Annotated in this window: 22 protein-coding genes; 4 read left to right on the top strand and 18 right to left on the bottom strand. The window is 72.3% G+C overall.

Features of this window, described 5'->3' with window-relative positions:
• Positions 1–109 precede the first annotated feature (109 nt).
• The 12 genes from ACZ45E_RS25210 to ACZ45E_RS25155 form a co-directional block, all read right to left on the bottom strand.
• Entirely contained in the window at positions 110–1,207 is a 1,098-nt protein-coding gene (locus tag ACZ45E_RS25210; protein ID WP_468224269.1) for a glutamate--cysteine ligase 2, read from the bottom strand.
• A gap of 93 nt (positions 1,208–1,300) precedes the next feature.
• A complete protein-coding gene (locus tag ACZ45E_RS25205) occupies positions 1,301–2,437 on the bottom strand; it encodes an LCP family protein (protein WP_468224266.1) in 1,137 nt (378 codons plus the stop codon).
• Positions 2,438–2,469: 32 nt separating this feature from the next.
• Complete coding sequence (locus ACZ45E_RS25200; protein WP_468224263.1) at positions 2,470–3,000, bottom strand: transglycosylase SLT domain-containing protein; 531 nt, start codon at positions 2,998–3,000, stop codon at positions 2,470–2,472.
• Positions 3,001–3,414: 414 nt separating this feature from the next.
• Positions 3,415–4,242 (bottom strand): aldo/keto reductase, encoded by an 828-nt coding sequence (locus ACZ45E_RS25195; protein WP_468224262.1) that lies wholly within the window; start codon positions 4,240–4,242, stop codon positions 3,415–3,417.
• Between the two features lie 51 nt (positions 4,243–4,293).
• The gene (locus tag ACZ45E_RS25190; RefSeq protein ID WP_468224260.1) at positions 4,294–5,709 is read right to left on the bottom strand and encodes an NAD-dependent succinate-semialdehyde dehydrogenase; all 1,416 of its coding nucleotides are present in this window, start codon (positions 5,707–5,709) and stop codon (positions 4,294–4,296) included.
• A gap of 245 nt (positions 5,710–5,954) precedes the next feature.
• Complete coding sequence (locus tag ACZ45E_RS25185) at positions 5,955–6,680, bottom strand: GAF and ANTAR domain-containing protein (protein ID WP_468224258.1); 726 nt, start codon at positions 6,678–6,680, stop codon at positions 5,955–5,957.
• Positions 6,681–6,876: 196 nt separating this feature from the next.
• Complete coding sequence (locus tag ACZ45E_RS25180) at positions 6,877–7,542, bottom strand: HAD family hydrolase (protein WP_468224255.1); 666 nt, start codon at positions 7,540–7,542, stop codon at positions 6,877–6,879.
• A 72-nt stretch (positions 7,543–7,614) separates the two neighbouring features.
• Complete coding sequence (locus ACZ45E_RS25175) at positions 7,615–8,181, bottom strand: type 1 glutamine amidotransferase domain-containing protein (protein ID WP_468224254.1); 567 nt, start codon at positions 8,179–8,181, stop codon at positions 7,615–7,617.
• A gap of 106 nt (positions 8,182–8,287) precedes the next feature.
• Positions 8,288–9,322, bottom strand: coding sequence for an iron-containing redox enzyme family protein (locus tag ACZ45E_RS25170; RefSeq protein WP_468224252.1), 1,035 nt, complete (start codon positions 9,320–9,322; stop codon positions 8,288–8,290).
• Complete coding sequence (locus ACZ45E_RS25165; RefSeq protein WP_468224250.1) at positions 9,319–9,549, bottom strand: CDGSH iron-sulfur domain-containing protein; 231 nt, start codon at positions 9,547–9,549, stop codon at positions 9,319–9,321. Before ACZ45E_RS25165 ends, ACZ45E_RS25170 begins: the two co-directional genes overlap by 4 nt.
• Positions 9,533–10,231, bottom strand: coding sequence for a HemK2/MTQ2 family protein methyltransferase (locus ACZ45E_RS25160; RefSeq protein WP_468224249.1), 699 nt, complete (start codon positions 10,229–10,231; stop codon positions 9,533–9,535). Before ACZ45E_RS25160 ends, ACZ45E_RS25165 begins: the two co-directional genes overlap by 17 nt.
• A gap of 206 nt (positions 10,232–10,437) precedes the next feature.
• Positions 10,438–11,622 carry a zinc-dependent alcohol dehydrogenase gene (locus tag ACZ45E_RS25155; RefSeq protein WP_468224246.1) on the bottom strand — a complete coding sequence of 395 codons (1,185 nt, stop codon included), beginning with the start codon at positions 11,620–11,622 and terminating at the stop codon, positions 10,438–10,440.
• A 290-nt stretch (positions 11,623–11,912) separates the two neighbouring features.
• On the opposite strand from ACZ45E_RS25155, the gene ACZ45E_RS25150 reads away from it, so the two are divergent.
• Positions 11,913–12,287, top strand: a complete 375-nt coding sequence (locus ACZ45E_RS25150) for a hypothetical protein (protein ID WP_468224245.1) — start codon at positions 11,913–11,915, stop codon at positions 12,285–12,287.
• 128 nt (positions 12,288–12,415) lie between these two features.
• Here the strand turns inward: ACZ45E_RS25150 and ACZ45E_RS25145 are convergent, their stop codons facing one another.
• Positions 12,416–13,279 (bottom strand): SigB/SigF/SigG family RNA polymerase sigma factor, encoded by an 864-nt coding sequence (locus ACZ45E_RS25145; RefSeq protein ID WP_468224243.1) that lies wholly within the window; start codon positions 13,277–13,279, stop codon positions 12,416–12,418.
• Positions 13,280–13,593: 314 nt separating this feature from the next.
• On the opposite strand from ACZ45E_RS25145, the gene ACZ45E_RS25140 reads away from it, so the two are divergent.
• Positions 13,594–14,874: a YeeE/YedE family protein gene (locus ACZ45E_RS25140; protein ID WP_468224241.1), complete on the top strand. Its 1,281-nt coding sequence runs from the start codon at positions 13,594–13,596 to the stop codon at positions 14,872–14,874.
• 37 nt (positions 14,875–14,911) lie between these two features.
• On the opposite strand, the gene ACZ45E_RS25135 is transcribed toward ACZ45E_RS25140, so the two are convergent.
• The 3 genes from ACZ45E_RS25135 to ACZ45E_RS25125 form a co-directional block, all read right to left on the bottom strand.
• On the bottom strand, positions 14,912–15,475 hold the full coding sequence (locus ACZ45E_RS25135; RefSeq protein ID WP_468224240.1) for a TetR/AcrR family transcriptional regulator: 564 nt from the start codon (positions 15,473–15,475) through the stop codon (positions 14,912–14,914).
• Positions 15,472–16,980, bottom strand: coding sequence for an MFS transporter (locus ACZ45E_RS25130; RefSeq protein ID WP_468224238.1), 1,509 nt, complete (start codon positions 16,978–16,980; stop codon positions 15,472–15,474). The genes ACZ45E_RS25135 and ACZ45E_RS25130 overlap by 4 nt, the downstream gene beginning before the upstream one ends.
• A 214-nt stretch (positions 16,981–17,194) precedes the next feature.
• Positions 17,195–20,203 (bottom strand): 3-keto-alpha-glucoside-1,2-lyase-like domain-containing protein, encoded by a 3,009-nt coding sequence (locus ACZ45E_RS25125; protein WP_468224236.1) that lies wholly within the window; start codon positions 20,201–20,203, stop codon positions 17,195–17,197.
• A gap of 247 nt (positions 20,204–20,450) precedes the next feature.
• On the opposite strand from ACZ45E_RS25125, the gene ACZ45E_RS25120 reads away from it, so the two are divergent.
• The gene (locus ACZ45E_RS25120) at positions 20,451–21,263 is read left to right on the top strand and encodes a DUF1206 domain-containing protein (protein WP_468224299.1); all 813 of its coding nucleotides are present in this window, start codon (positions 20,451–20,453) and stop codon (positions 21,261–21,263) included.
• Positions 21,264–21,420: 157 nt separating this feature from the next.
• A complete protein-coding gene (locus ACZ45E_RS25115) occupies positions 21,421–21,789 on the top strand; it encodes a DoxX family protein (protein WP_468224234.1) in 369 nt (122 codons plus the stop codon).
• A gap of 36 nt (positions 21,790–21,825) precedes the next feature.
• Here ACZ45E_RS25115 and ACZ45E_RS25110 read toward each other — a convergent pair whose 3' ends face one another.
• Both ACZ45E_RS25110 and ACZ45E_RS25105 read right to left on the bottom strand, forming a co-directional pair.
• Positions 21,826–22,866 (bottom strand): LacI family DNA-binding transcriptional regulator, encoded by a 1,041-nt coding sequence (locus ACZ45E_RS25110; protein WP_468224233.1) that lies wholly within the window; start codon positions 22,864–22,866, stop codon positions 21,826–21,828.
• Positions 22,867–22,943: 77 nt separating this feature from the next.
• A complete protein-coding gene (locus ACZ45E_RS25105; protein WP_468224230.1) occupies positions 22,944–25,373 on the bottom strand; it encodes a glycoside hydrolase family 3 C-terminal domain-containing protein in 2,430 nt (809 codons plus the stop codon).
• Positions 25,374–25,402: the final 29 nt, after the last annotated feature.

The following is a 25,402-nucleotide window of genomic DNA, read 5'->3' as shown; positions in this document are numbered from 1 at the left end:
GTCGCAATCCACACCGAACCCGGAAGGCCCTCACCCGTTCAAGATCCCTAAGCCGAGACCTGCATCACCCGTCCACAACCTCCCGCGGCATTACAGCTAGGGCCTGTCGTCAGACGGGACGGGCGGTGCGGCGCACGCACTCCTCGACCACGTCCCGCAGGCTGTCCGTGCGGGCGAGGGTCTCGCGCTGGATACGTGCGCCGGTGCCGTCGCGCAGGAGCCGGTCGAGGCGGTCGCGGACCTCGTCGTAGTCGCCCGCGTCCTCAAGGGCGGGCCGGACGTGCTCGACGAGGGACTCCACCGCGGAGCGGGCCGGGACGGGGCGCAGGTGCACGGGGCTCACCAGCTGGTCCTCCAGGCCCGAGCGGCCCGCGCGCCAATTCGCGAGGCGGAGCAGGGTCACCGGGTGCGCGGCCGGGGGTTCACCGGCCCGCCACTGCCGGGCGGCCGTCTCGACCAGGCCGCGTACCAGCATGGCCAGGAGCACCGTCGTGGACGGCTCCAGGCAGACGTCGGCCACCCGCACCTCGACGGTCGGGTGGGCGGCGGAGAGCCGGGCGTCGAAGTAGATCATGCCGTCGTCCCGCAGCACGCCGGTCGCGACCATCGCGTCGACCTGCTCGTGGTAGGCGGCGGCGTCGTCGAAGAGCTCCACCGGTCCCGCGGAAGGCCAGCGCCCCCACACCCGGCTCCGGTAGCTGCTGTAGAGGGAGTCCTTGCCCTGCCAGAAGGGCGAGTTGGAGCTCAGGGCGAGCAGCACGGAGAGCCAGGGCCTGATGCGGTTGAGCACCGCCACGCCCTCCTCGTCGGACTCGACGTGGACGTGTACGTGGCAGCCGCAGGTGAGCTGTTCGAGCGTGGTCAGGCCGAACTGTTCCTCGAGCCACCGGTAACGCGGGCCGGTGCCGACGGTGGGGCTCACCGGGAGGGGCGAGGTGGCCAGTGCGGCGATCGCGGCGCCGAACGTCTCCGCGTGCCGGGCGGCCTCCTCCCGCCAGCGGACGATCTCCTGGGCGAGCTCCGACATGTCCTTGTGCGGGCTGGTGGCGAACTCCAGTTGCTGGCGGTGGAGCTCGGCCTCGAAGGCGTCGTCGTCGCTCTTCTCCTCGCGCGCGGCCTTGGCCAGGACCGCGTGGGACAGCGCCCGCGCCTCGCCGCTCTCGTCGTCGACGAGCAGCAGTTCCTCTTCCACTCCGACACTGCGCATCCGTAACCGTCCAAAGAAGTAGGGGGCCTATCCGCTGACCCGCGTACCCACTTGTAAACCCGTTCTAGCAGGTCGTCCGGGCGGTGGGCCCGGTCAGGAGGCCGCCGACACCGGCGAGTCGGTCCGGTCGGCCACCGAGCCCCGGGTCGCGGACCCGGGAATCGGCCGGTCCTGGCGCAGCGCGGTCCACACCTGGTGCGACGCCTTGTCGAGCGGCAGCACCCGGCCCGAGTCCTCGGCGTCGTAGGTGACCGGCATCGTGACCATGTCGGTGTGGCCGGGGCTGATGCCCTTGAGGTCCTTGCCCAGGCCGAGGAGTTTGTCGGTGGAGGCCAGGCCGGAGTCCGCGCTGATGGTCTTGGTCGCGGTGTCCGCCAGGTCGTAGGCCTTGCCGGGGTGGCTGAGCGGGTCGACGGTGTCGGCCCGGTGGATCAGAGCCTTGACGAAGGCCTGCTGGAGCTGGATGCGGCCCAGGTCACTGCCGTCGGCCACGCCGTGCCTGGTGCGGACGAGCTCCAGTGCCTGCTTGCCCTTCAGCGTGTGCCGGCCCTTGTCGAGGGAGAGGCCGCTGTCGGGGTCGCTGATGTTCTTGTGGGTGGTGATGTCCACCCCGCCGAGTTCGTCGATGAGCTTCTGGAAGCCCTTGAAGTCGACTTCGAGGTAGTGGTCCATCCGCAGGCCCGACATCTGCTCGACCGTCTTGACGGTGCACGCCGGCCCGCCCACCTGGTAGGACGAGTTGAACATGGCCTGGTGTGCGGCCGGTGCCGCGGAGCCGTGGCCCGTCGCGCACCGGGGCCGCTCGACCATCGTGTCGCGCGGGATGCTGACGACCGAGGCCTTCTTGTGGGTCTTGTCGACGTGCAGCACCATCGCCGTGTCGGCGCGGGCTCCGTCGACACCGCGGCCGTACTGGCCGTGGGTCCCCGCCCGGGAGTCGGACCCGAGCAGGAGGATGTTCATCGCACCGTTGTGCTGCTGTCCGGGGCGGTTGTCGCCGAGGACGGCGTCGACGTCGGTGCCCTTGATGTTGCCGTTGAGGTGCTGCCAGGCGTACACCGTGCCGCCTCCGCCGACCAGGACGAGTCCCAGGGCGCCCCATGCGGCGTACCGGAGGGCCTTCTTGCGCGGCTTGCGCCAGGCGCGGCGTACCCGCGCGGGCCCGTAGGGGGGCACCGCGGAGCCGTCGGCCAGGTGCGCCTGCTGCTCGTTTCCGCTCTCGTGCGGCATGCGCTGCCCTTCGTCGTCGACCGGTGGCTCGCTCAGTACGCCGAGTTCACGTTGTCGATGGAGCCGTAGCGGTGGGCGGCGTAGTTGGCGGCCGCGGTGATGTTGGCGACCGGGTCCGTCAGGCTGTCGGCGGTGCCCGAGACGTGGAAACGGTCGAACGTCGGCTGGATGACCTGGAGCAGGCCCTTGGACGGGATGCCGTTGCGCGCGTTGATGTCCCAGTTGTTCTGGGCGTTCGGGTTGCCGGAGGACTCCCGCATGATGTTGCGGTGCAGTCCCTCGTAGGAGCCGGGGATGCCCTTGGCCTTCATGATGGCGAGGGACTCGCGGATCCAGCCGTCGAGGTTGTCGGGGTAGCTCGTCACGCTCTTCGCGCTCTTCGCGGCCGGGGCGTGGGTCGTCTTCGTGGCGGCGCTCGCCGCGGCCGGCTCGGCGGCCTGGGCGGACGCGGGGACCAGCGTGAGGGCCGCGGCCACGGCACCGGCGGTGGCTATGCCGGAGAGGGAGACCTTGCGGAGGCGGGCGGCGCGGTCGGTGCTGGTCTGCGAGAAGGCGATCGACATGCGGGGTGACTCTCCAATGCGAGGCGGTGGTCGGCCGCCAACGGACTCGGCAACCGGAACTTCTGCAAGGTTTAGCGACGCCTGGGAGGAGAGGCAAGAATGTGACGTACTACCGCATTACGGAGAAACAGCCGGGCAAAGCGGACAAAAGCGGCTCCTGCCCCGAACGGGGCGGTCCGGGCACTACTAAGCGGGTTCGCATGTGACGTGGCTCCTATGGGTGGGCTCACTGCCCGGGCCGTTTTCGAGGCGCTCGCGAACGCCGGGAAGCGGCCTGCGGAACCGGCCCGGATCAGCCGCTCGGACAGGCCCCGGGAGCGGCTCCAGGCACGGCGGAAGGCCCGGTCCGTCGTGGACCGGGCCTTCCGTGGGGGACGCGCTGTATGTCTGCTGTGGTGGCCTGAGCGGCCGGGGTCAGCCCGTGAAGCGGTCCGGGTCGGGCCCGGTCCGCTCGTCGCGGTTGAGCGCGGAGATCTCGCCGATGTCGCCCTCGCTGAGCTCGAAGTCGAAGAGGTCGAAGTTCTGCTCGATCCTCTTTTGCGTCGCCGACTTGGGGAAGACGATGTCGCCGCGCTGGAGGTGCCAGCGCAGAACCACCTGGGCGGGCGTCTTGCCCACGTTCTGCGCGATGCGGTTGATGGTCGGGTCGTCGAGCACCTTGCCGCGCGCGATGGGCGACCATGCCTCGGTGGCGATGTCGTGCTCGGCGCCGAAGGCCCGGACGTCGTCCTGGGTGAGGTAGGGGTGCACCTCGATCTGGTTGACCGCGGGCACCACGTCGCTGCCCTGGAGCAGCCGGCGCAGATGGTGGGGCTGGAAGTTGGAGACGCCGATGGCCTTGGCGCGGCCGGAGCGGTAGATCTCCTCCAGGGCCTTCCACGTCTCCACGAAGTCGCCCTTGTCGGGCAGCGGCCAGTGGATGAGGAAGAGGTCCAGGTGGTCCAGGCCCAGCTCCTCCATGGTGGTGTCGAACGCCCGGAGGGCGTCGTCGCGCGCGTGGGCGTCATTGTTGAGCTTGCTCGTCACGAAGACGTCGGCGCGGTCGAGCCCGGAGTCGCGTACGGCCTGGCCGACCCCCTTCTCGTTGCCGTACATCTGGGCGGTGTCGATGTGCCGGTAGCCGGCCTCCAGCGCCGCCAGCGTCGTCTCGCGGGTCTCCTCCGGCGGGATCTGATAAGTGCCGAATCCGAGCTGCGGGATCCGGACGCCGTTGTTGAGGGTGAGGGTGGGAACTGCGGTCACGGTGGACCTCCTGAAAGATCGATGGTGGTGAGGGGGTGTGCTCAGGCGTTCTCAGCCGGCGATTCCGCGCAGTCGCGCGTCGGGCGGCAGGACACGGACGAGCTTGCGGTTCACGAACTCCTGCATGCCGAGCTTGGAGAGTTCCCGTCCGTAGCCGGAGCGCTTGATACCGCCGAACGGCAGGTCGGGCTGGGTCGAGGTGGGGTGGTTCACCCAGACCATGCCCGTCTCCACGCGCTCGGCCACCCGGCGGCCTCGCTCCACGTCCGCGCAGAACACGGAGCCGCCGAGGCCGTACTGACTGTCATTGGCGAGCGCGATGGCCTCGTCCTCGTCGGCGACCTTGTGGACGACGGCGACGGGGCCGAAGAGTTCCTCGCTGTAGGCCCGCATCCCCGGTTTGACGCCGGTGAGGATCGTCGGCTCGATGTAGGCGCCCTGCCGGTCGATCCGGTGGCCGCCGGTGACGAGGTCGGCGCCCTGCTCCACCGTCTCGCGGATCTGGTCGGCCAGGTCCGCGACCGCCTTCTCCGAGGAGAGCGGGCCGAGCGTGGTCGACTCGTCCGCGGGGTCGCCGGGCTTCAGCCCCTCGAACGCGTGGCGCAGGCCGGCCACGAAGTCGTCGTAGACGTCCTCCAGCACGATGAACCGCTTCGAGGCCACACAGCTCTGGCCCGTGTTGCCCATCCGGCCCGCCACCGCGGCGCCGACGGTGCGTTGCAGCCCCTCACCGTCGAGGACGATGAAGACGTCGCTGCCGCCGAGCTCCAGCAGGCTGGGTTTCATGTTCCGCCCGGCCCGCTCGGCGACCTGCGCGCCCGCGCCCTCGCTGCCGGTGAGCGAGGCTCCGCGGACGACGGGGCTGTCGATGATGCGCTCGATCTCCTCGTGGCTCACGAACAGGTTCGTGTAGACGCCCTCGGGCGCCCCGGCGTCGCGGAACAGTGATTCCAGGGCGAGCGCGGACTGGGCGCAGATGCCCGCGTGCTTGACCAGCACGGTATTGCCCAGCACCAGGTTGGGGCCGGCGAAGCGGACCACCTGGTAGAGCGGGAAGTTCCAGGGCATGACGCCGAGCAGGACGCCGAGCGGCTCGTTGACCAGGTACGCCTCCCCCTCCTCCACGTCGAGGGGTTCGGCGGCGGCGAATTCCGGGCCGTGCTGGGCGTAGTACTCCAGGATCGAGGCGGCGAGATCCACCTCGCCGCGCGCCTCGGAGATGAGCTTGCCCATCTCCGTGGTGATGGTCCGCGCGAGCTGCTCCTTGCGTTCCCTCATTATTTCGGCCGCGCGTCCGACGATGGCGGCCCGCTCCCCGATGGGCCGCTTTCGCCATGCGTCGAAGGCGTGACCCGCGGTTTCCAGCCGGGAATCGACCTCTTCGCTCTCCAGGGCCGGAAACTCGGCGAGCGTCTCCCCGGTGGCGGGGTTGACGGTCGCGAAGGAGCTCTTTCGCTGGTCCGACATGAAACATCTCCAGAACGACGACGGAAGGGGCCGCTGGGGGCTCCGGGCGGAACGCTCGGTTCCGCCCTTCTCTCGTTGTTCGGGGTACCCGAGACCAGAGGCAGGAAACAGGACATACAGCCCGTAAGGCGAGGGCTGAAGGCCCCCGCCCGATGTCACTGCCCCTATGTCCCTGCGCCGATGTCACCGACCGGACGTCACCACCCGGATGGCACCACCCGGACGCCACCACCCGGCCGTCGCGCTCAGGCTCCGCTCTCCCGCGACCAGCCCTCGGGGTCCGCGAGGACGGCGTCCGAGATCTCCGGCAACGAACGTTCCGTACCGAAGGCGCGAGCGCGCATACGGGACAGCGCCTCCTCGGCCGTGATGTCCAGCTGGATGACGAGCACGCCGACGGCGGCATGGGTGGGGCCCCAGTAGGAGTCCAGGATGTCCTCGGGCTCCCACTGCGGCAGTCCGCCCTCCTCGACCGTCGCCTGGTAGGCGCTGAGCAGGGCCCGGCCGGCGGCGCGGGCCGCGATGACGCCGTTCTGGATGAGCTCGGGGTCCGGCTCCATCGCCTTGTGGCACAACACGTCGACCGCGCCGAGCGTGCGGCGGTGGTCGAGCCGCAGAGGGAAGGCGTAGACCGAACCGACGTCGGAGAGCTGCTCCTGGGCGCACGGACCGAACAACGGCCAGCCCGTCAGATCCTGGCGCAGATCGTTCACGATCACCTTGTCGCCCGTCCGCGCCGCCGTGACGCACGGGCCCTCGCCCAGTCCGAACTGGAGCTTCTCCAGGCGCAGGGCCGCGTCACTGGTCGCCCACAACAACTGACGGTGCGGGGTGTCGGTGAACAGCGAGAGCGTGGCGGCATCCATCGCCACACTCTCGCGCACCGCCTCGCACAGACGCCGGGGCAGGCGGGCCGGGTCGCCCTCGGCCGCCTCGAGCACTGATCGCTCTACGGCGATGCGATCCACCATGGTGTCCCACCGGCCTCTCTCATATCGCTCTCGAAGTCGCCGGGTGTCCCTTCGGGCGCCGGGCAAACCGTGCGCGAACGGGCCGACCAGTGCTTTCGGCGGCACCCCGGGCCCGGGCCCGGACACACCGAAGGCGCGGGCGGGAGACCGGCCGCGCCGCGGCGCCGACCCGGTGTGACTCCTCGCCCGCGCCCCGTCAGCCTCGGCCGAACGGGCTGCGGTCGAGCTCCCGCAGGAGTTCGGCCGTGTCCGCGTAGACCTCCGCGGCGCCCGCCCGCTCCAGTTCCGCCCGGCTCACCCCGCCGCTGAGGACGCCGACGGGGGTCACGCCCGCGCGCTCGGCCGCCCGCATGTCCCAGACCGAGTCACCGACGAAGACGCTGCCCCGCGGTTCCGCTCCGACCAGGTCCAGCGCGTGCCGTACGGGCTCCGCGGCCGGTTTCCCCTCGTCCACGTCGTCGGCGCTCGCGGTCGCGCTGATCGCGTCGTCCGCGTCGATGGCCGAGCGCAGGGCCGCCAGCTCGGGCCCGCCCGCCGAGGTCGCCAGGACGACCTTCCACCCGTCGGCGTGCAGCCGCCGCAGCAGGTCGGCGGCGCCCTCGACGGGAGCGAGGCGCTCGAACCAGGTGGCGTAGAGCGTTTTGTGCGCGGCGCTGAGCGCCGCGTCCCCGTCCTGGTCCCGTTCCTTGCCGAGCAGGTGTTCCAGCAGGTCGGACGAGCTGAGGCCGATGGCGCCGAGGACCGAGACCATCGGTACCCGGTGCCCTGCCTGCCGCAACGCCTCCCACCAGCACACGGTGTGCAGATGGTTGGTGTCGGCGAGTGTGCCGTCCACATCGAAGACAGCTGCGCGCGCGCTCATACCGCTCCTTCCTGGGATGCCGATGCCTGGGATGTCCGGGGTGCCGCGCGTGACGAGGCCGGGTGCCGGGCGTCAGGAGGCGCCGAGCACCTCGTCGATCGCGCCCACGAAGTCGTCGAGGTCCTTCGGGTTGCGTGACGTGATGAGGGTGTAGCCGCTCGCGGGGCAGTTCATGACGGACTTGTCCACCCACGTCTCGGCCCCGGCGTTGCGGATGTCGGTCCGCAGGGACGCGTAGGAGGTGAGCGTCTTACCCTTCAGGACGTCCGCTTCCACCAGGAGCCAGGGGCCGTGGCAGATCGCGGCGATCGGGCGCCCCGAGCCGGCGAAGACCTTGGCCGTCGCGACCGCCTTCTCGTCGAGCCGGAGCGTGTCCACGTTGAGGGTGCCGCCGGGGATCACCAGCAGTTCGTACGCGTCGGGGTCCACGGCCTCGATCGTGGTGTCGACCTGCACGGTCTCGCCGGGGTCCTTGTCCCCCACCAGCGTCTGCACCGGGTCCTCGGACTGGGCCGCGACGGTGACGTCCGCGCCCCGGTCCCGGAGCTTCTTCAGCGGGACCAGGAGTTCGTCCTGTTCCACGCCGTAGTTCGTGACGAGTACCAGGACACGACGGCCTTCGAGCTGGGTGTCAGCCATGATGATGCGCCTTTCTCTCGTTGTCGGTCACCCGTGTAGGGGCCCACTGGATGGAGTGCTCGGTGCGGCGCCGGTCATTCCTGCCGATCTCGCCCCACCGGGTCTTTCAGCCGGGCGGCGGGAGCGGCAGCCGCAGGGCGCTCTTGCCCTGGCGCCACCGTGCCAGCAGCCGCTCGGCCAGCCGGTCCTCCAGGAAGCCGGTCGCGGTGACGCCGAAAGCGACATCGGCGTCGAGGCCGGGTTCGGCGCTCAGCAGGCCACCGACCACCTCACGTCGCACGATCTGCTCGTGCACGGCGTCCGCCTCGACGTGTTCGTCGTAGAACCGCTGGGCCGCCGTGCCCGCGCCCAGGCGTCGCAGCGCGTCCGCGAGGCGGCGCGAACCGGGCGAGGACGTGATCTCGACGGCGGCGAAGTGGCCGACCAGGGCGCCGCGCAGGCTGCGGTGCAGGCCGAACAGGGACATGAGGTTGACCGTGGCGAGAGCCTGGGCCGGCGCCGCGTCGAGGTAGTGGCCGTACGCCGTCTCCAGCCCGAGATCCACCATCAGCTCCGCGAACAGCCCGGCGTGGATGTCGTCCACGCGTCCCGCGCCGAACTCGTCGTACTCGACAGCCACCATGGCCGCCTTCGCCCGGCCGTGCAGCCGGGGGATGACCCAGGCGTGCGGGTCCGCCTCCTTGAGGTGGTACAGCGAGCGCAGCGCGGCGTACTCCCTGAACTGCCACAGTTCGCCGTCGCGGCGCAGATGGTGGCTGACGCCGGTGTCGTCGAACCCGGCGGGCTCCACCAGCAGCCCGGCCAGCGTCTCTTCGGCGTCGGCCGCGGGCGCCGCGTCGGCGCGCAGGGCGTCGAGGAAGCGCCGTTCCAGGGAGCGCCGCAGGGCCAGCAGGCGCGGCTCCCACTCCCACTCCTCGTCGACCCCGCGAAACCCCTGGTAGTGCAGTTCATAGAGCACGTACAGCGCCAGCTGGAGGTCGCGGCCGTACGGGTCCGCGGCCTCGGCGCCGTCCTGTGCGGGCACGAACGTCTCGGCCCGCGACTCGTCGCGGCGCAGCGCGGCGACGACCGAGCCGGACAACCGACCGCAGGGCGCGGGCAGTTCGGGCTGAAGGCGGCGCGACTGCGTCGGTGTGCTCACGGTTCGCTCCTCTCGCCGGCCCGGCTCCGTCGTCGGTGACTGGTGTCGCACCAGGGGAAGGTGCGGCTGCGGCGGCAGGTGCAGATGGCGGCCTGGAACCGCCGGGAGACATGGGTCGTGCCGTCGCCGTCGGTCACCTCGACCGGCCCCTCGATCAGGAGGGGCCCCTCGTCGCGGTCGACGGTGACGCGGCGCGGGCGGTCGGCGGCGTCAGATGCGTTCGGCACGGATGACCACCAGCCCTTCATGGGTCGCGTCGGTGTCGAGAAGTCCCTGGTCGCACAGCCAGGCGCGGCGTGCTCGCAGAACCGGTCCGAACGGAACGGAGGTCTTGTCGATCACCGCCGCGCTCATGCCGTGCTCGGCGAGCCGGCGCAGGCTCGCGGACGGGTCGCAGAGTTCGGAGTGGACCATCAGCAGCGCGCCGCCGGGCCGCAGCACACGCGGGGCGGCGTCGCAGACCCGGTCGACGACCGAGCGGCCGTCGAGCCCGCCGTCCCACGCCCGCGCGAGGCCCCGGCGAGGCAGGAGCGGGGACCGGGAGGGGACGTAGGGCGGATTGCTGACGATCAGGTCGAAGGAGCCAGGGGCGAGCGCGGTCCCCATGTCGCCGTGGCGGACCCTGACCGACGTCCGGTTGATGCGGGCGTTCAGGCGCGCTGTCCAGACGGCCCGCCACGAGAGGTCCACGGCCGTCACCCGGGCGCCCAGCTGTGCGGCGGCCACGGCCAGCGCCCCGGTGCCGGTGCCCAGGTCCAGTACCTCGGTCCGCTCGTCCACGCGCTCCTCGCTCAGCGCCCGTAGCAGCAGACCGGTGTCGTACTGCGGCGCGTACACGCCGGGCGGGGCCACGAGGCGCGGGCCTCGTGGCGGCTGTTGAGGCTGTCTGGGCCGGGCGTGTGTGGTCATGCGGGCCTCACCCTGCTCTGGTTCCGGTGGTCGGGACAGGAACGCCTGCCTTCCAGCCTCCGCCGGGCCGCTGCCGACGACCACTTGGGGCATCACGCATCGTGAGCGACGCGGGAGGCTGGAGTGACAGGTGTTCGCTCCCGGGACGAAGTGCCCGCGCCGGCTGCCCTTACACCCGGGAGGCCGGGCCCGCGACCGGCTCGTGATCATGGCTGCAGGAGCGTCTTCACCATGCCGTCCTCCTTGGCCTGGAAGGTCGCGTACGCCCTGGGCGCCTCGGTCAGCGGCAGGTGGTGGGTGGCGAACCCGTCGACGCCCAGGGGGTCGGCGTCGGTGAGGTGCGGGAGGATGTCGTCGACCCAGCGCCACACGTTGGCCTGCCCCATGCGGATCTGGAGCTGCTTGTCGAACATGGTGAGCAGGGGCATGGGGCTCGCCGCGCCGCCGTAGACGCCGCTGATGGAGAGCGTGCCGCCGCGGCGTACCGCATCGATCCCGGTGAGCAGGGCGCCGAGCCGGTCGACACCGGCCTTCTCCATCAGGGTCCGCCCGATCTTGTCGGGGAGGAGACCGGTGGCCCACTGCGCCGCCTGCGCGACCGGTGCGCCGTGCGCCTCGAGACCGACCGCGTCGATCACCGCGTCGCTGCCGCGGCCGTCGGTGAGCTCGCGCACCGCGTCGCCGAGGTCCTTCTTGTGGGCGCGCAGGTCCAGGGTGGTGAAGCCGTTCCGGCGCGCCCGCTCCAGACGGTCGTCGACGAGGTCCACGCCGATGACGCGTTCCGCGCCGCGCAGCCGGGCGATCCTGGCCGCCATGTCACCGATGGGGCCGAGCCCCAGGACGGTCACGCTGCCGCCGGGCGGGATGTCGGCGTACTCCACTGCCTGCCAGGCGGTGGGCAGCACGTCGGACAGGTAGACGAACCGGTCGTCCGGGGGGCCGTCGGGCACCTTGATGGGCAACGTGTTGCCGAAGGGGACGCGGAGGAACTCGGCCTGTCCGCCGGGCACCTGCCCGTACAGCTTGGTGTAGCCGAACAGGGCGCCTCCGCTGCCCATGGACCGCACCTGCGTCGTCTCGCACTGGGAGTGCAGCCCCCTGCTGCACATCCAGCAGGTGTTGCAGGAGACGTTGAACGGGATGACGACGCGGTCCCCGACGGCCACCTCGGTGACCTCCGGGCCGATCTCGGCGACGACGCCCATCGTCTCGTGCCCGAGGATGTCGCCCGGGTCGAGGTAGGGGCCGAGGACCTCGTACAGGTGCAGGTCGGATCCGCAGATACCGGTCGACGTCACCTGGACGACGATGTCGTCCGGCTTCTCTATCCGGGGATCGGGCACCTCCTCGATGCGTACGTCGCGCTTTCCCTGCCATGTCAGTGCGCGCATGTCGCGCCTCCCAACGTGCGTCGCGAGTTCGTCGGATTTCGGACGGGTCCGCTGCGCGGAGCCCTTTCCAGGGGCTCACACTGCGCGGCGCCCCGCCATGTGACCGCCGGTGGCGGAGGCCGGTCCGCGTACCCAGGGCCGGGACGGTTGATGCGCGCCCATGGACGTCATCTGGGTGCGGGCGCCGTCCGCGTGGGTCAGGGTGGAGGCAGGACCCGAGGCCGTGACTGTGTTCCGCCTCCGTGGGGACCCGCAGGCCGGCCGAGCCGGACGAGATCCAGGAGACCCGTATGAACGACAGCTCCGACGACCACCCGGTCACCGTGACCGTGAGCGAGTGCACGGACGAGGACGCCCGGCGTGTGCTGGGGCATCTCGCCGCGGAGTTCCCCGACCGCTCCCCCGCTCAGGACACGCCGGGCTCCGACAGCACGCACGCCACGGTCTGGACGGCCGAACTCGATGTGGCCCGCGGTGCGGCGGCCTCGCAGGGCGCGTCCGGGGCCCCGGGTGTCGAGGGGCCGGTCTCCCTGACCGCGCAAGGGGCGCCGCACGACGTGAGCACCCTGCGTGCGGCGCTGGAGCGGGCCTTCACCGTGGAGGACGTCGGCTCGGTCTCCGGGGACCAGGAACGCGAGAGTCAGTTCCGGCTCACGGCGCGCTGAGGCCCGGGCGTCGGCGGCGTCCCGCAGGAGAACAGGAGAACGGGGCCTCGGAGGCGGCTCCGAGGCCCTGCGCGCGATGAGCCCCACCGGGGGCGCCCCGGTGGGGCTCTTCGCGGCGATAGGGCGGTCTAGTCGGTGGCCATGAGGCCGGCGCGGAGCTTGCCCACCACACGGGTGATCAACCGCGACACGTGCATCTGCGAGCAGCCGAACTCGTCGGCGATCTGCTGCTGGGTCTGCTCCTCGACGAAGCGGAGGTGGATCAGGCGGCGGTCACGCTCGTCGAGGTCGGCGACGAGGGGCGCGAGGGAGTGGAAGTTCTCCACAAGTTCGAAGCGGTCCTCGTCGATGCCGATGAAGTCGGCGAGCATCGTGTCGGACTCGTCGTCGTGGCCGTTGACGGCCGCGTCCAGGGAGACGCTGTTGTAGCCGTTGGAGGCGCGCTGCGCCTCGGCGACCTCGGCCGGCTCCAGCTGCATCAGCTCCGCCAACTCGGCGGTGGAGGGGGAACGGCCCAGGCGCGTACGGAGTTCTTCGGTGGCCTTGGACAGCTCGATCCGCGCCTCCTGAAGGCGGCGCGGCACATGCACGGCCCAGGACGTGTCACGGAAGAACCGCTTGATCTCCCCCGTGATGTAGGGGACGGCGAAGGAGGTGAACTCGACCTCGCGGGTCACCTCGAACCGGTCGATCGCCTTGATCAGACCGATCGTGCCCACCTGGACGATGTCCTCCATCTCCTGCGGGCCGCGGTGCTTGAACCGGGAGGCCGCGTACTGCACCAGGGAGAGGTTCATCTCGATCAGCACGTTGCGCACGTAGCTGTACTCGCGCGTGCCCTCTTCGAGCTGGGCGAGCCGGTCGAAGAAGTGCCGGCCGACCTCACGCGCATCCTTCGGCGCGATGGAAGAAGGATCCGTGTATGCGCGCTCGACCAGATCCTTGGTGCCGCGGGTGGCCTGGTTCTGTTCCTGCGCCGTCACGGTGATCATTGAGTCCCGCTCCTTGTGTATCGAGCCCGGCCTGTCATTCCTCGTTGCGCGGCGCTTACCCGGGAACTCTGTACGCACACCTGTCCGTAGGCAGCCGAGCCCGCGCCCGCCATATGAGACGCATTGAGGTCCGCCCACCGGGATCCTTACAGTGGTTCGCATGTTCGGACCCGCTCGCCGCCTGGCGCTCGCTCTCTTCGCGGCCACGCCGTGGAGCGTCGACGACGCGCTCTGTCCCCGCTGACGCAGGCCGCGAGCACCGCGCGCCCCACCGCCGGTCCGACATTCCCCCCTCCCTGTTCCGGAGTCCCCTCTTGACCACCGCTCCCCCCGCCGGGGCACCGCCCCGCGCCACCCTGCTCGCCCCCGCCCCCACCTCGGCCCCCGCGCCCCGTGCCGAACCCGCGCCCCCGGTCCGCCGGGCGCCGCTGATCGGCGCCGGTGTCATCGGTGTGGCGCTCGCCCTCTACGTCTTCGCCGTGCACGGCGCCAAGCCCGGCGTCCTGCTGCTGCTCGGCACCGGGCTCGGCTTCGCCCTGTTCCACTCGCGGTTCGGGTTCACCTCCGCCTGGCGTCAGCTGGTCGCCGTCGGCAACGGCACCGGTCTGCGGGCGCACACCCTGCTCCTCGGCACCACCGCGACGCTCTTCGCGCTGATCATCGGTACCGGCAGCGGCCTCTTCGGCGCGGTGCCCGCGCCCAGCGCGGGTCCGATCGGCGTGGGCCTGCTCGTCGGGGCGTTCCTCTTCGCCGTCGGGATGCAGCTCGGCGGTGCCTGCGCCTCCGGCACCCTCTTCGCCGTCGGCTCGGGGCAGAGCACCATCGTGCTGACCCTCTTCGGCTTCCTCACCGGGTCGACGCTCGCCGCCTGGCAGTTCACGCTCTGGAACGACCTGCCCGCACTCGATCCGTTCCTGCTCTCCGACCACGTCGGCTGGTTCGGTTCCTGGGCGCTGACCGTCGTGGCGCTGGCCGCGATCTGGTGGGTCGCCCGCGCCGTCCAGGTCCGGCGCAACCCACCGCCCGTCGGTGCGCCGCCCTCCGCGCGGGGCACCCTGGCCCGGGCGGTACGCGGCTCCTGGCCACTGGCGGCGGGCGCCGTGGCGCTGGCGGTGCTGGGCGCCGGTGTGCTGCTCGTGTCGGGCGGCGCCTGGGGCATCACCAGCGCGTTCTCGCTGTGGGGCTCGAAGGTGGTGGGCGCCCTCGGCGGCTCGCCCGAGGCGTGGGCGTACTGGCGCCAGCCCGGCAGCGCGGCCCAGCTGTGGGGGCCGGTGCTCGCCGACAAGAACAGCCTCACCGACATCGGCATCATGGTCGGCGCCGCGGTCGCCGCCGCCGCGGGCGGCGTGTGGAAACTGCACCGGGGCATCCCCGCCCGGACGGCGCTCGCCGCGGTCGCCGGCGGCATCCTGATGGGTGTCGGGGCGCGTCTCGCGGGCGGCTGCAACATCGGCGCCTACCTCGCCGGGATCGCCTCGGGCTCCCTGCACGGCTGGATCTGGGGCGCCGTCGCCATCCTCGGCACCTGGGCGGGGCTGCGGCTGCGTCCGCTGTTCGGCCTGGGCAACCCCAAGCCGACCGACAGCGTCTGCTGACCCGCGGAGCCGGTGGCGCGGGGCGTGCGCACGCCGCTCAGGCGCCGCCCTCGTACATCTCCATGAGGACGTCGACGACCTCGTCCACCGACGCGTCGGCCAGGTCGTCGAAGGCCCCCGAGTGGCGGGCGAGCAGGACGCCGGCGACCGCCGCGACCAGCACGTCGGCGCGCAGCCCCGGCCGGTCGCGGCCCTCGCGGGCGAAGCGGGCCCGCAACGGTTCCACGAGGCGCGCCTGGAGGGCCGCGCGCGTGGCCTCCTGGGCGCCGTGTTCGCTCAGTGGCTGGACCGCGACGCGCAGCAGCGGCACGGGGCCGCGCCGCTCGGCCCGTTCGGCGACCTCCCGCAGCCGCGGCTCGGTGAGCAGGTCGACCGGGGCGCTGTCGCCGTGTTCGGCCCGCAGCACCTCTACATAGAGCAGGGCCTTGCTGCCGAAGTGGCGGGCGATCAGCGCGGCGTCGACCCCGGCCCGCTCGCCGATCTCGCGGATGGTGGTGCGGTCGTAGCCGCGCTCGGAGAACAGCTCCGTCGCCGCGCGCAGCAGCGCGTCACGGCTGCGGGCGCCGCTGCGGGGCCGCTCGGAGGAGGCCCGGCCGGTCACGAACGGCTCGATTCTGCGCTCGCGTCGGCCCCGGCGGTCCGCGCCGCGGCGACGACGGACGGCCGCGGCCGCACGCCGACCCGGGTCAGCACCACGGCGAGGACGCCGGTGATCAGGAAGGCGGCGCAGCCGACGAGGCCCGCGCTGTGGTACCCGCCGTCGGTGGGCAGCGCCGCGCCGGGCGCGGTGTGGGCCTGGAGGACGACCGCGCTGAGTGCGCTGCCGGTCGAGTATCCGATGTACTTCACGACCTGATTGAAGCTCATCGCGCTGCCCGTCTCCGCCGCGGGCACCCCGCCGACGATCAGTCCGGGGGTGACGGCGAAGGTCACGCCGACGCCGAGCCCGGCCAGCGCCATCATCACGCCGATGCCCCACAGGCTGGAGCGCGCGAGCAGGAAGCAGACCAGTCCGGCGAACGACAGGAGGCAGCCCAGCGGGAGCATGCGCGCGGGCGTGGCGGCGCTGCCCAGCATCCGGACCAGACGGCCGGTGAGCAGACTGGCCGCGGAGAACGGGACGAGCAGCAGGCCGGTGACGACGATGGACGCGCCGAAGCCGTACCCGGCGGACCCCGGCGTCTGGACGTACCGGGTGACCAGCGCGATCAGCAGATACGTGCCGACGCCGCCGACCATCGTGGTCAGGTTGGCGACGAGCACGCCCCGGTCCTTGACGAGGCTCACCCGCACCAGCGGGTGCGTGGAGCGCAGCGAGTGCAGGACCCACCCGCAGAGAAGGAGGACGGCGACGACGGCCAGCGCCAGCAGCGGCGGGGAGCCCCAGCCCCAGCGCTCCCCCTCCGCCAGGCTCAGCAGGAGCGCCGCCATGCCGCCGGCCAGCAGCAGCGCGCCCGGTACGTCCATGGGCGTGGTGGGCCGGCGCGGCGGCTTGGGCACGACGAGCACGGTGGCGACGAACGCGGCGACCGCCGTGGCGAACGCGAACCAGAACCCGGCGTACATGCCGAGGTACTCCGCGAACAGTCCGGTGATCGGGTAGCCGAGGCCGATGCCCGCCGCGGTGGTCAGCGAGAGGGTGGCCACCGCCGCGCGCGCCTTGTGGGGCGGCAGCGCGTCCCGTGCCGTGGCGATGGCCAGCGGGACGAGTCCCATGCCGACGCCCTGCATGGCCCGGCCGGCGAGCAGGCAGGGGAAGCCGAGGGGCAGGGCCGCCAGCAGGCTGCCCGCCATGACGGCGCCGAGGCCGGTGAGGATGACGCGCTTGCGGTACGGCCCGTCGCCGAGCCGTCCCATGACCGGTGTGGCGATGGCGCCGACCAGCATCGTCACGGTCAGCGCCCACTGCGCGCCGGCGAGGGAGACGTGGTCCTCGGCGGCGATGGTCGGGATCAGCGGCGCGCCGAGGCTGCTGACGACGGCGACGAGCATGCCGAGCGAGACGAGTACGGGCACGAGCGCGCGGGGGTGGCGCAGCACGGGGGCCGCCGGGGAGGGCGTGGACGCGGGCGCCGGTATGGAGGGACGCAAGGTTTTCCCGTTCATGTCATCAAGTGATGTCATCACATGATGACAGGCCGGGAACGGTGGTGGAACCCAGTGGCGGGGGGGGGGGGGGGGGGGGGGGGGGGGGGTGTGGGGCGGGGGGGGGGGGGGGGGGGGGGGGGGGGGGGGGGGAAACCCCCCCCCCCCCCCACCACCCCCCCCCCCCCCCCCCCCACTCTCGCTCGGCCGCGCCTCCGGGGGGCGCGGGTGAGTGTCAGGCCAGTGGCGTCACCCGGATGTTCCGGAACCGGACCTTGTTGCCGTGGTCCTGGAGGCGGATCGCCCCGGCCGCCGGTCCCTCGGGCGCGCCCGCGCCGGTCGGGCCGTCGATCGCGACGTCGTCGTGGACCTTCTTGCCGTTCCACACCACGGTCACCCGCGCGTCGGCGGTCTTGTCGCCGCTGTCGTCGAAGCGCGCCGCGCGGAAGGTGATGTCGTACGTCTGCCAGGTCTCCGGCGCCGTCGAGGCGTTGCTGTCCGGCGCCTTCTTCAGGTAGATCGCCCCGGCCTCGTTCGGGTCGGGGGTGGTGTCACCGTAGGAGTCGAGGATCTGTAGCTCGTAGCGGTCCTGGAGGTAGATGCCGCTGTTGCCGCGGTCCTGGCCGGTCACGTCGTCCGGCAGGAGCGGGACCCGGAACTCCGCGTGCAGCGTGAAGTCCTGGTAGGCGTCCTTGGTGCGGATGTCACCGCCGGACACCTCCATCGACCGTTCGGCGGTGAGCGGCCAGGTGATGTTCCGCCCGTCCGGATGCTGCCACTGGCTCTGCGACGCGGCGGTGCCGTCGAAGAGGGCGGCCGGGGTGCCGCGGGGGCGCACGGTGATCAGGTCGAGGTTGACGTGGCCCGCGTCGCCGGTGTCGAAGCGGTAGGCAAGGGTGTTCTTCCCCGCGCGCAGAGCGACGCGCTCGGTCTTCGTCGACCACGTGTCCCAGTCACCGGTGGAGGCGAGCGAGGTCTGTCTCAGCTTCGTCCCGTTGGCGTACAGGGAAAGGGACTTGGTGCCCTGATAGGGGTTGGGGCCGTTGGCGTAGCGCAGGTTCACGTCGTACTCGCCGGCCTTGGGGACCGTCACGTCGAAGGTCGTGGCGGCCTTGCCCTCGGTGTCGTAGCGGTCGACGAAGCCGCTGCCCGAGTAACCGGTGTGGTCGGTGTGGACGCCGGCCGTGCCGGTCAGATGCGCCTCCTCGGCCTCGTACAGGGTGGCGGCCGGCGGCTGCTTCCCGGGCACTTCGTTGAGGGTGTACCAGGCCTCCGTGGACCAGAGCGTCTCACCGGACGCGGACGCGAAGGGGCGCGGCGAGCGGACGTGCACGACGCGGCCGGGCTTGAGGCCGTCCAGCCGCAGCCGCACGGTGCGGCCGCCGTCGGCGAGGGTCGCCGAGCCCACGGCGAGCTGCTCCTCGGCGATCTTCGGTCCGCCGTAGTCCCTGGTCGGGGTGTAGCGCCACTGCTCGGCCGTGTAGCGCTCGACCAGCTTGTCGGCCGTCTCCGGCGAGAGGGGCTGCGTGTACTCCAGGTCGAAGCCGCCGGGGACGGCGCGCATCTCCTTGATGTCGAAGGTGTTCCCGCCGTTCGGGGTCAGCTTCTGCAGGCCGAAGCGGAGTTTGCCTTCCTGGCCCCAGTTGCCGTCGGCGCCGAGCCCGCCCGTGTAGATCGCTCCGTCGGGGCCCATGGTGATCCGGTTGACACCGGCTTCGAGTCCCTGGGTGTAGCGGAAGACGGCGCCCTGGTACTGGCCCTTCACCTTCTCCAGGTACCCGCGCTGGAGTCCGCCGTAGGTGACGTCACCGAAGAGCATCTGGCCCGCGAACCGGCCCTTGGTCAGGTACAGCGGGGTGCTGGGTGAGTTGGCTATCTCGTTCTGCGGCAGCCAGAGCACCGGCTGGGTGACCGGCTGAGCGTCGAAGGGGCCCGACGGCTCGGTGTAGTGGTTGAAGAAGCGGTCCTGCTTGATCTGGACCAGCTTGGACGCGGGCAGCCAGCCGCCCTGGTTGTCGGCGGTGAAGAGGGACCCCTCGGGGCCCCAGCCGATCCCGTTCGGGGTGCGCAGACCGCCCGCGATCGCGTGGATCTTCCCCGTCTTCTTGCTGATCCTGTACGTGGTGCCGCGGCCGGGGGCGGGCTGCGGAGTGGTGGTCGCGCCGCCGTAGTCGATGGCGACCGAGAGGTTCACGTAGAAGTAGCCGTCGCGGTAGAGTAGCCCGAAGGCGAACTCGTGGAAGTTCTTTCCGTAGGGCCAGGTCGCGACCGTGCGGTACTCGTCGGTGACGGAGTCCTTGTCCGTGTCGACGAGTCGGGTCAGCTCGTGCTTCTGCGAGACGTAGAGGGACCCGTCGACGTACTTGATGCCCATCGGTTCGCGCAGCCCGCTCGCGATCTTCTTGACGCCCACCTTGGTGCGGTCGGTGTCGCCGGTGACGTGGTCGAGGAGGTACACCTCGCCCGCCACGTTCTCGGAGCCGCCCCACGTGCTGAGCGCGAGGCGGCCGTCGGGCAGCCAGTCCATGCCGGTGACCTGCGGTTCGAAGCCGTCGGGGCGCAGGTCGGTGAGGTCGAGGTCGGGGCGTACGCCGGTCAGCGGCAGGCCGTCGCCGGGGCTGTCCGTCCCCGCCTCGCACTCCTTGCGGCCCGGCGCGGTGACCCGGACGACCCCGGCGTCGGTGGTCAGCGCCTCGCGCGGGACGACGCCGAAGTCGGCCGCGCCCGGCGGCTTCCACGCGAGCGTCAGCTGCTGGCCGCCGGTCGCCTCGAAGTAGTCGACGCGGAACGGGTGGGAGCCCGCGGTGAGTTGGACGGCGCCGTCCTTCGGCTCGGCGCCGTGCAGTCCGTCGTGGTCGATGACCTCGCGGTCGTCGACGGTGAGCCGGGAGCCGTCGTCGCTGGTGAGGCGGAAGGAGTACGTGCCGTCGGCCGGGACGACGAGGTAACCGGTGGCCTGGACAGTGAAGTTGTCGGCGAATCCGCCGAAGTCGTCGGTCGTGGACCAGTCCACGGTCCGCATCAGTTTGTCGTGGTTGGGGGTCTGGCCGGGTTTGAGCGTGCACAACTTGCTGAGCGGGAGCTGGGTGTCGAACACCCGCAGGGTGACACCGGGTTCCTGGGGCGGGATGTCGGCGGGAGCGGCGACGGACGGGGGCGCGACCCAGACGCCTCCGGCGAGAAAGCCTCCGACGAGCAGGGTGGTGAGGCGTCTTCGGGCATGGCGGAACAGCCGTGGATGCATCGGTCCTCCAGGACGGGACCGGAGGCCGCCGGATCGCACCCCGGTCTTGCTATGCCGTTCCGCGGGTGCGCGGAAGGCAGGACTCCTACGGTTGCGCCGTCACGCTAGGGGACTTCTGCTCAGCTCGTCCAGACTTTGTCATCAACGAGTTCAAAGTCCGGCGCCGCATGCCGGGCGCGAGCCGGGGAAGTCGTCGTCCCTGCGCCGGACCACAGGCGCCGATGCATGAGGAGGGCACGTGAAGGCGATGAGGGGCAGGGCCAACGCCCGGAGAGCCGCGAACAGTTCGGTCGTCGACACCGGGGCGCGCTGGGGGCTGATCGCACGCGGGGTGCTCTACCTGCTGATCGGGCTGCTGGCCTTGCGCGTCGCGTTCAGCGGCGAGAACAAGGAGGCCGACAGCAGCGGGGCCATCCGCGAACTGGCGCAGCAACCGTTCGGCAAGGTCCTGGTGTGGGCCGTCGGGATCGGTCTGGTGGGCATGGCGCTGTGGCGGCTCAGTGAGGCGCTGTTCGGCTCCGCGGGACCGGAGGGCGACAAACCGGGCAAGCGGGCTCTGTCGGCCGGGCGATGCGTCTTCTACGGGTTCATGGCGTACTCCGTGCTGTCGTTCGCGGCGTCCGCCCGCAAGAGCCAGGGAAGTGACGCGAAGTCGCAGGACTTCACCGCGCGGGCGCTCGACCTCCCGGCGGGCCGCTGGCTGGTGGGGATCGCCGGCCTGGTGGTGATAGGCGTCGGCATCGGGGTCGGCGTACGGGCGGCGCTGCGCAAGTTCCACAAGAACCTCAAGAAGGCGCAGATGTCGCGGCACACGCGCCGGACGATCGACGTGCTCGGGGTCAGCGGCGGGGTGGCGCGCGGGCTGATCTATGCGGGCGCGGGCGTCTTCGTGCTGATCGCCGCCGCGAAGTACGACCCCAATAAGGCCAAGGGGGTGGACGGCACCCTGCGCGCCTTCGCCGGCACTCCGGTGGGGCCGTGGCTGCTGGCGCTGATCGCGTTCGGACTGGTGCTGTTCGGCCTGTTCTCGTTCGCGCTCGCGCGTTACCGCCGGGTCTGACCGCCGAGCGGGAGCCTGTGCGGGCTCCCGCCGCGCGGTGAGCGCGGCAGGGGCGGGCGCGGCGGGGGCGAGCGCGACAGCAGAGGCTCGACATTGTTACTTACTGGTCAGTAGGCTCACGCGGCAGTCATGCTCGCACCCGCTCCAGGGAGGCCCCTTGCGCCGCGTACGTTCACCTCACCTCCTCGCCGGGCTGCTGGCCGGCGCCGGGGTCACCCACTTCCTGGCGCCGAAGCCGTTCGACGCGATCGTGCCGCGCGGGCTGCCTGGCTCACCGCGCGCGTGGACGTACGCCAGCGGCGTGGCGGAGCTGGCGCTGGCGGCCGGGGTCGCCCTGCCGCGCACCCGGCGGCGGGCGGCCACGGTCACCGCCGCGTTCTTCGTCGCCGTCGCGCCGGCCAACGTGAAGATGGCCCTGGACTGGCGGGACCGCCCGGCGCCGCTGCGGCGCGCCGCCCGGGCCCGGGTCCCGCTCCAGGTGCCGCTGGCGCTGTGGGCGCGCAAGGTGGCCCGCGACGCGGGGTGAGACACGGCCGGGCCGCTCCCTCGGCGCCCGGAGCGCTCAGGTGGAGGCGCGGATCACCAGCTCGGGCTCGAAGATGAGGGACGTCGGTTCCGTGCGCTCGCCCTCGATGTGCTCCTGAAGGATGCGGGCCATCGCCATGGCCATCTCCTCCACCGGCTGGCGGACGGTGGTCAGCGGCGGAGTGCACGTGATCGCGACGCTGGAGTCGTCGAACCCGACCACCGCCACGTCCTGCGGAATGCGCCGCCCCCGCTCCCTCAGCACCTGGCACACGCCCTGCGCCATCAGGTCGTTGGCCGCGAAGACGCCGTCCAGGTGCGGGTGGTCGTCCAGCAGTCTGGCCATCGCCGCGGCCCCGCTGGCGAGGGTGAACCCGCCCTCCGCGATGGGGACGTACGCCAGCCCCGCCCGCTCCAACGCCTCCCGGAACCCGGCGAGCCGCTGCTGGCCGGCCGGCAGGTCCAGGGGCCCCGCCACCGTCGCCACCCGGCGCCGGCCGCGCTCCAGCAGGTGCTGCGCGGCCATCCTGCCGCCCTCGCCGTGCGCCAGGTCGACATAGCTGATGGGTGCGGGCAGCGCGGGCCGCGCGAAGCACACGGCGGGCACCTGCTCCCGTGCGAGCAGCGGCGGCAGCGGGTCCTCCGCGTGCGTCGAGACCACGAGCGCCCCGTCGGCCCGGCCCTCGCGCAGGTACGCCATCACCTCGTCCCGGGCCGCATCGGACTCGGCGAACATCAGGACCGGGTGCATGGAGCGTGTCCGCAGGAAGGCGACGACCCCGCTGACGACGCGGCCGAAGAACGGGTCGGCGAACACCCGCGCCGCGAAGGCGTTCTGGGCGCTCTCGCCCTCCTCGCCCGCACCGGACACCACGAGGGCGATGGTCTCCGCACGCCGGGTGACCAGGGCCCGCGCCGCCCTGTTGGGGGTGTAGCCGGTGCGCCTGATCGCCTCGCGCACGGTCTCCCGGATGGCGGGGTCCACACTGGGGACCTCGTTGATCACCCGGGACACGGTCGCCCGCGAGACCCCCGCCTCACGGGCGACATCCTCCAACGTCAGGGCCTGTCGTCGCATGCACGCAGCCTAATCGCGCCGACCCACCGCGCATAGAGCGCTCTCTGATCACGCCCTCCCGGTCGGCGTCCTCCCGCTCACCGCACGTCCACGTGTGCGGTGAGCGGGAGGTCGCCCGCGGAGCGTCCCACGTGGACGGTGAAGCGGCCCGGCTCGTCCGCCCAGTCGCCCTCCTCGGTGCTCCAGTGCCGCAGCGAACGGGCGGACACCTGGACGCGGACTCGCGCCGTCCCGCCCGGCGCCGCGTGCACGGCCGCGTACCCGGCGAGCCAGCGCACCGGGCGCTCCACCGCCGACTCCGGCCGGGACAGATACACCTGGACGACCTCGCGCCCGCTCCGGTCACCGGTGTTCCGTACCTGCGCCGTGACGGTGAACCCGGCCCGCGCGGGAACGACGTGCGGTGCCTCGACACTCTCGTAGCGCCACGTCGTGTAGCCCAGGCCGTGCCCGAACCAGTAGGCGGGGGTGCGGCCGGTGCGCAGCCAGGCCCGGTGGCCGACGTGGAGTCCCTCGTCGTAGGTGAGGACGCCGTCGACGGGCCGGGTGGTGGTGACGGGGGCGTCCGCGAGCCGTCCGGCCCAGGTCGTCGGCAGCCGGCCGCCGGGTTCGGCCTCTCCGAACAGGAGGTCGGCGAGGGCGCCGCCGGCTTCCTGGCCGGGCAGCCAGGTGAGCAGGACCGCGTTGACCTCGGCGCGCCAGGGCAGTTCGACCGGTCCGCCGGAGTTGACCACCACGACCGTGCGGGGGTTGACCGCGGCGACGGCCCGCACGAGGTCGTCCTGGTGCCCGGGCAGGGCGAGGGAGGTGCGGTCGTGCCCCTCCGATTCGCTTCCGTCGGTGGTGCCCACGACGACGACGGCGGTGTCGGCGGCGCGGGCCGCGGCGACGGCCTCGGCGATCGCCTCCGCGACGGGGGCGGCGGGCGGGGCCGCGGTGAGCACGGTGGCGCGGCCTGTACCGGGGGCGAGTTCACGCCGCGCCACGACCAGCACGGGGACCCCTTCGGCCAGCCGGTGGTGCGCCGTGGGGCCGGGCGGCGTGACGTGGACGACGGCGGGGTCGTCGGTGCGGCGCGGGAACACGCCATCGATCCGCCGGTGGCCGTCGACGCGCAGGGAGATGCGGCCGAATCCGCCGACGCCGAACGCCCAGCGGCCGCCCTTCTCCGGCGTCAGCACGGCGCTGATCTCCACGGTGCGGGCTTCGGCGGTCACGTCCGGTTCGAGCAGCCGGCCCGAGCCCCGGTGCTCGGCGTAGAGCTCGTTCCCTTCGGCGTCCAGCATGCGCAGCAGCACGCCCGGCGCGCCGGAGCGCGGGTCGGTGCAGTCGCGGGGGCTCAGCGGGGCGGGCGGGGCCCCGAGGTCCGGGCCCGGGGCGTGGACGACGCGGACCCGGCCGCGCAGCCGCTCCCGGATGCCGTCGAGGGGCGCCACGATGCGCTCGGGGAAGACTCCGGCGCTGCCGCCGCCCTGCACACGGGGTGCCACGGCGTGCGCGCCGATGACCGCGAGGGCGCCCGGCCCGTCCGCGCGCAGCGGGAGTACGCCGTCGTTGTCCAGCAGGACCGTTCCGGCCGTGACCGCGCGGCGGAGCAGCCGCCGGGCCCGGGAGGGTTCCGGGGGCGTGCGCCGCGGCGGGGGGCCGACTCCGTCCAGGGCGCCGACGCGCTGGGCCAGGAGGAGCAGTCGGCGTACCTTGTCGTCGATCGTGGTCTGCGGCACCTGCCCGGCGGCCACGGCGTCGGCGAGCATCTCGTCCCAGGGGCCGCCCGGTCCCGGCATCGCGAGGTCGAGCGCCGCGTTCGCCGTGTCCACCGCCGTGCGCAGGGCGCCCCAGTCGGAGAGGACGACGCCGTCGAACCCCCAGGTGTCCTTCAAGGGGTGGGCGAGCAGTGAACTGGCCGTCATCGTCGCCCCGTTGACGCGGTTGTACCCGGCCATCACCGCCCAGACGCCGGCGTCGACGGCCGCTTCGAAGGGGGCGAGGCAGACCTCGCGCAGGGTCCGTTCGTCGACCCGTACATCGACGGTCAGCCGGCCGGTCTCGGAGTCGTTGGCCACGAGATGCTTGGCCGTGGCCGCGACCCCGCGCGCCTGGAGGCCGCGGACCAGGGCGGCGCCGACGCGGCCGACCAGCCAGGGGTCCTCCGAGAAGCACTCGAAGTGGCGGCCGGCCAGGGGCGATCGGTGCAGGTTCAGGTTGGGGGCCAGCACGACGTGCACGCCCTTGCGGCGCGCCTCATCGGCGAGCAACCCGCCCAGTTCTTCGACGAGTTGTTCGTCCCAGGTCGCCGCGACGGCCGACGCGGACGGCAGCAGGAGCGAGGTGACGCGCTCGTCCCAGGCCTCTCCGCGCACCCCCGCGGGCCCGTCCGAGGTCACCATCTCGGACAGGCCCACGGCGGGCTCGGCGCGGGTGCGCCAGGTGGTCCCGCCGGTGAGCAGCCGTACCTTCTGCCGCGGACCCAGCTTGTCGGCCAGCCGGTCCGGCTCCTCGTCGGCCATTGCCCCCACCCTTCGCGCCGATGAGCGCC

The sequence above is a fragment of the Streptomyces sp. NPDC030991 genome (genome assembly GCF_055571235.1).
Note: the sequence above shows the minus strand (reverse complement) of the source record. Positions and strands in the feature narration are given on the sequence as shown.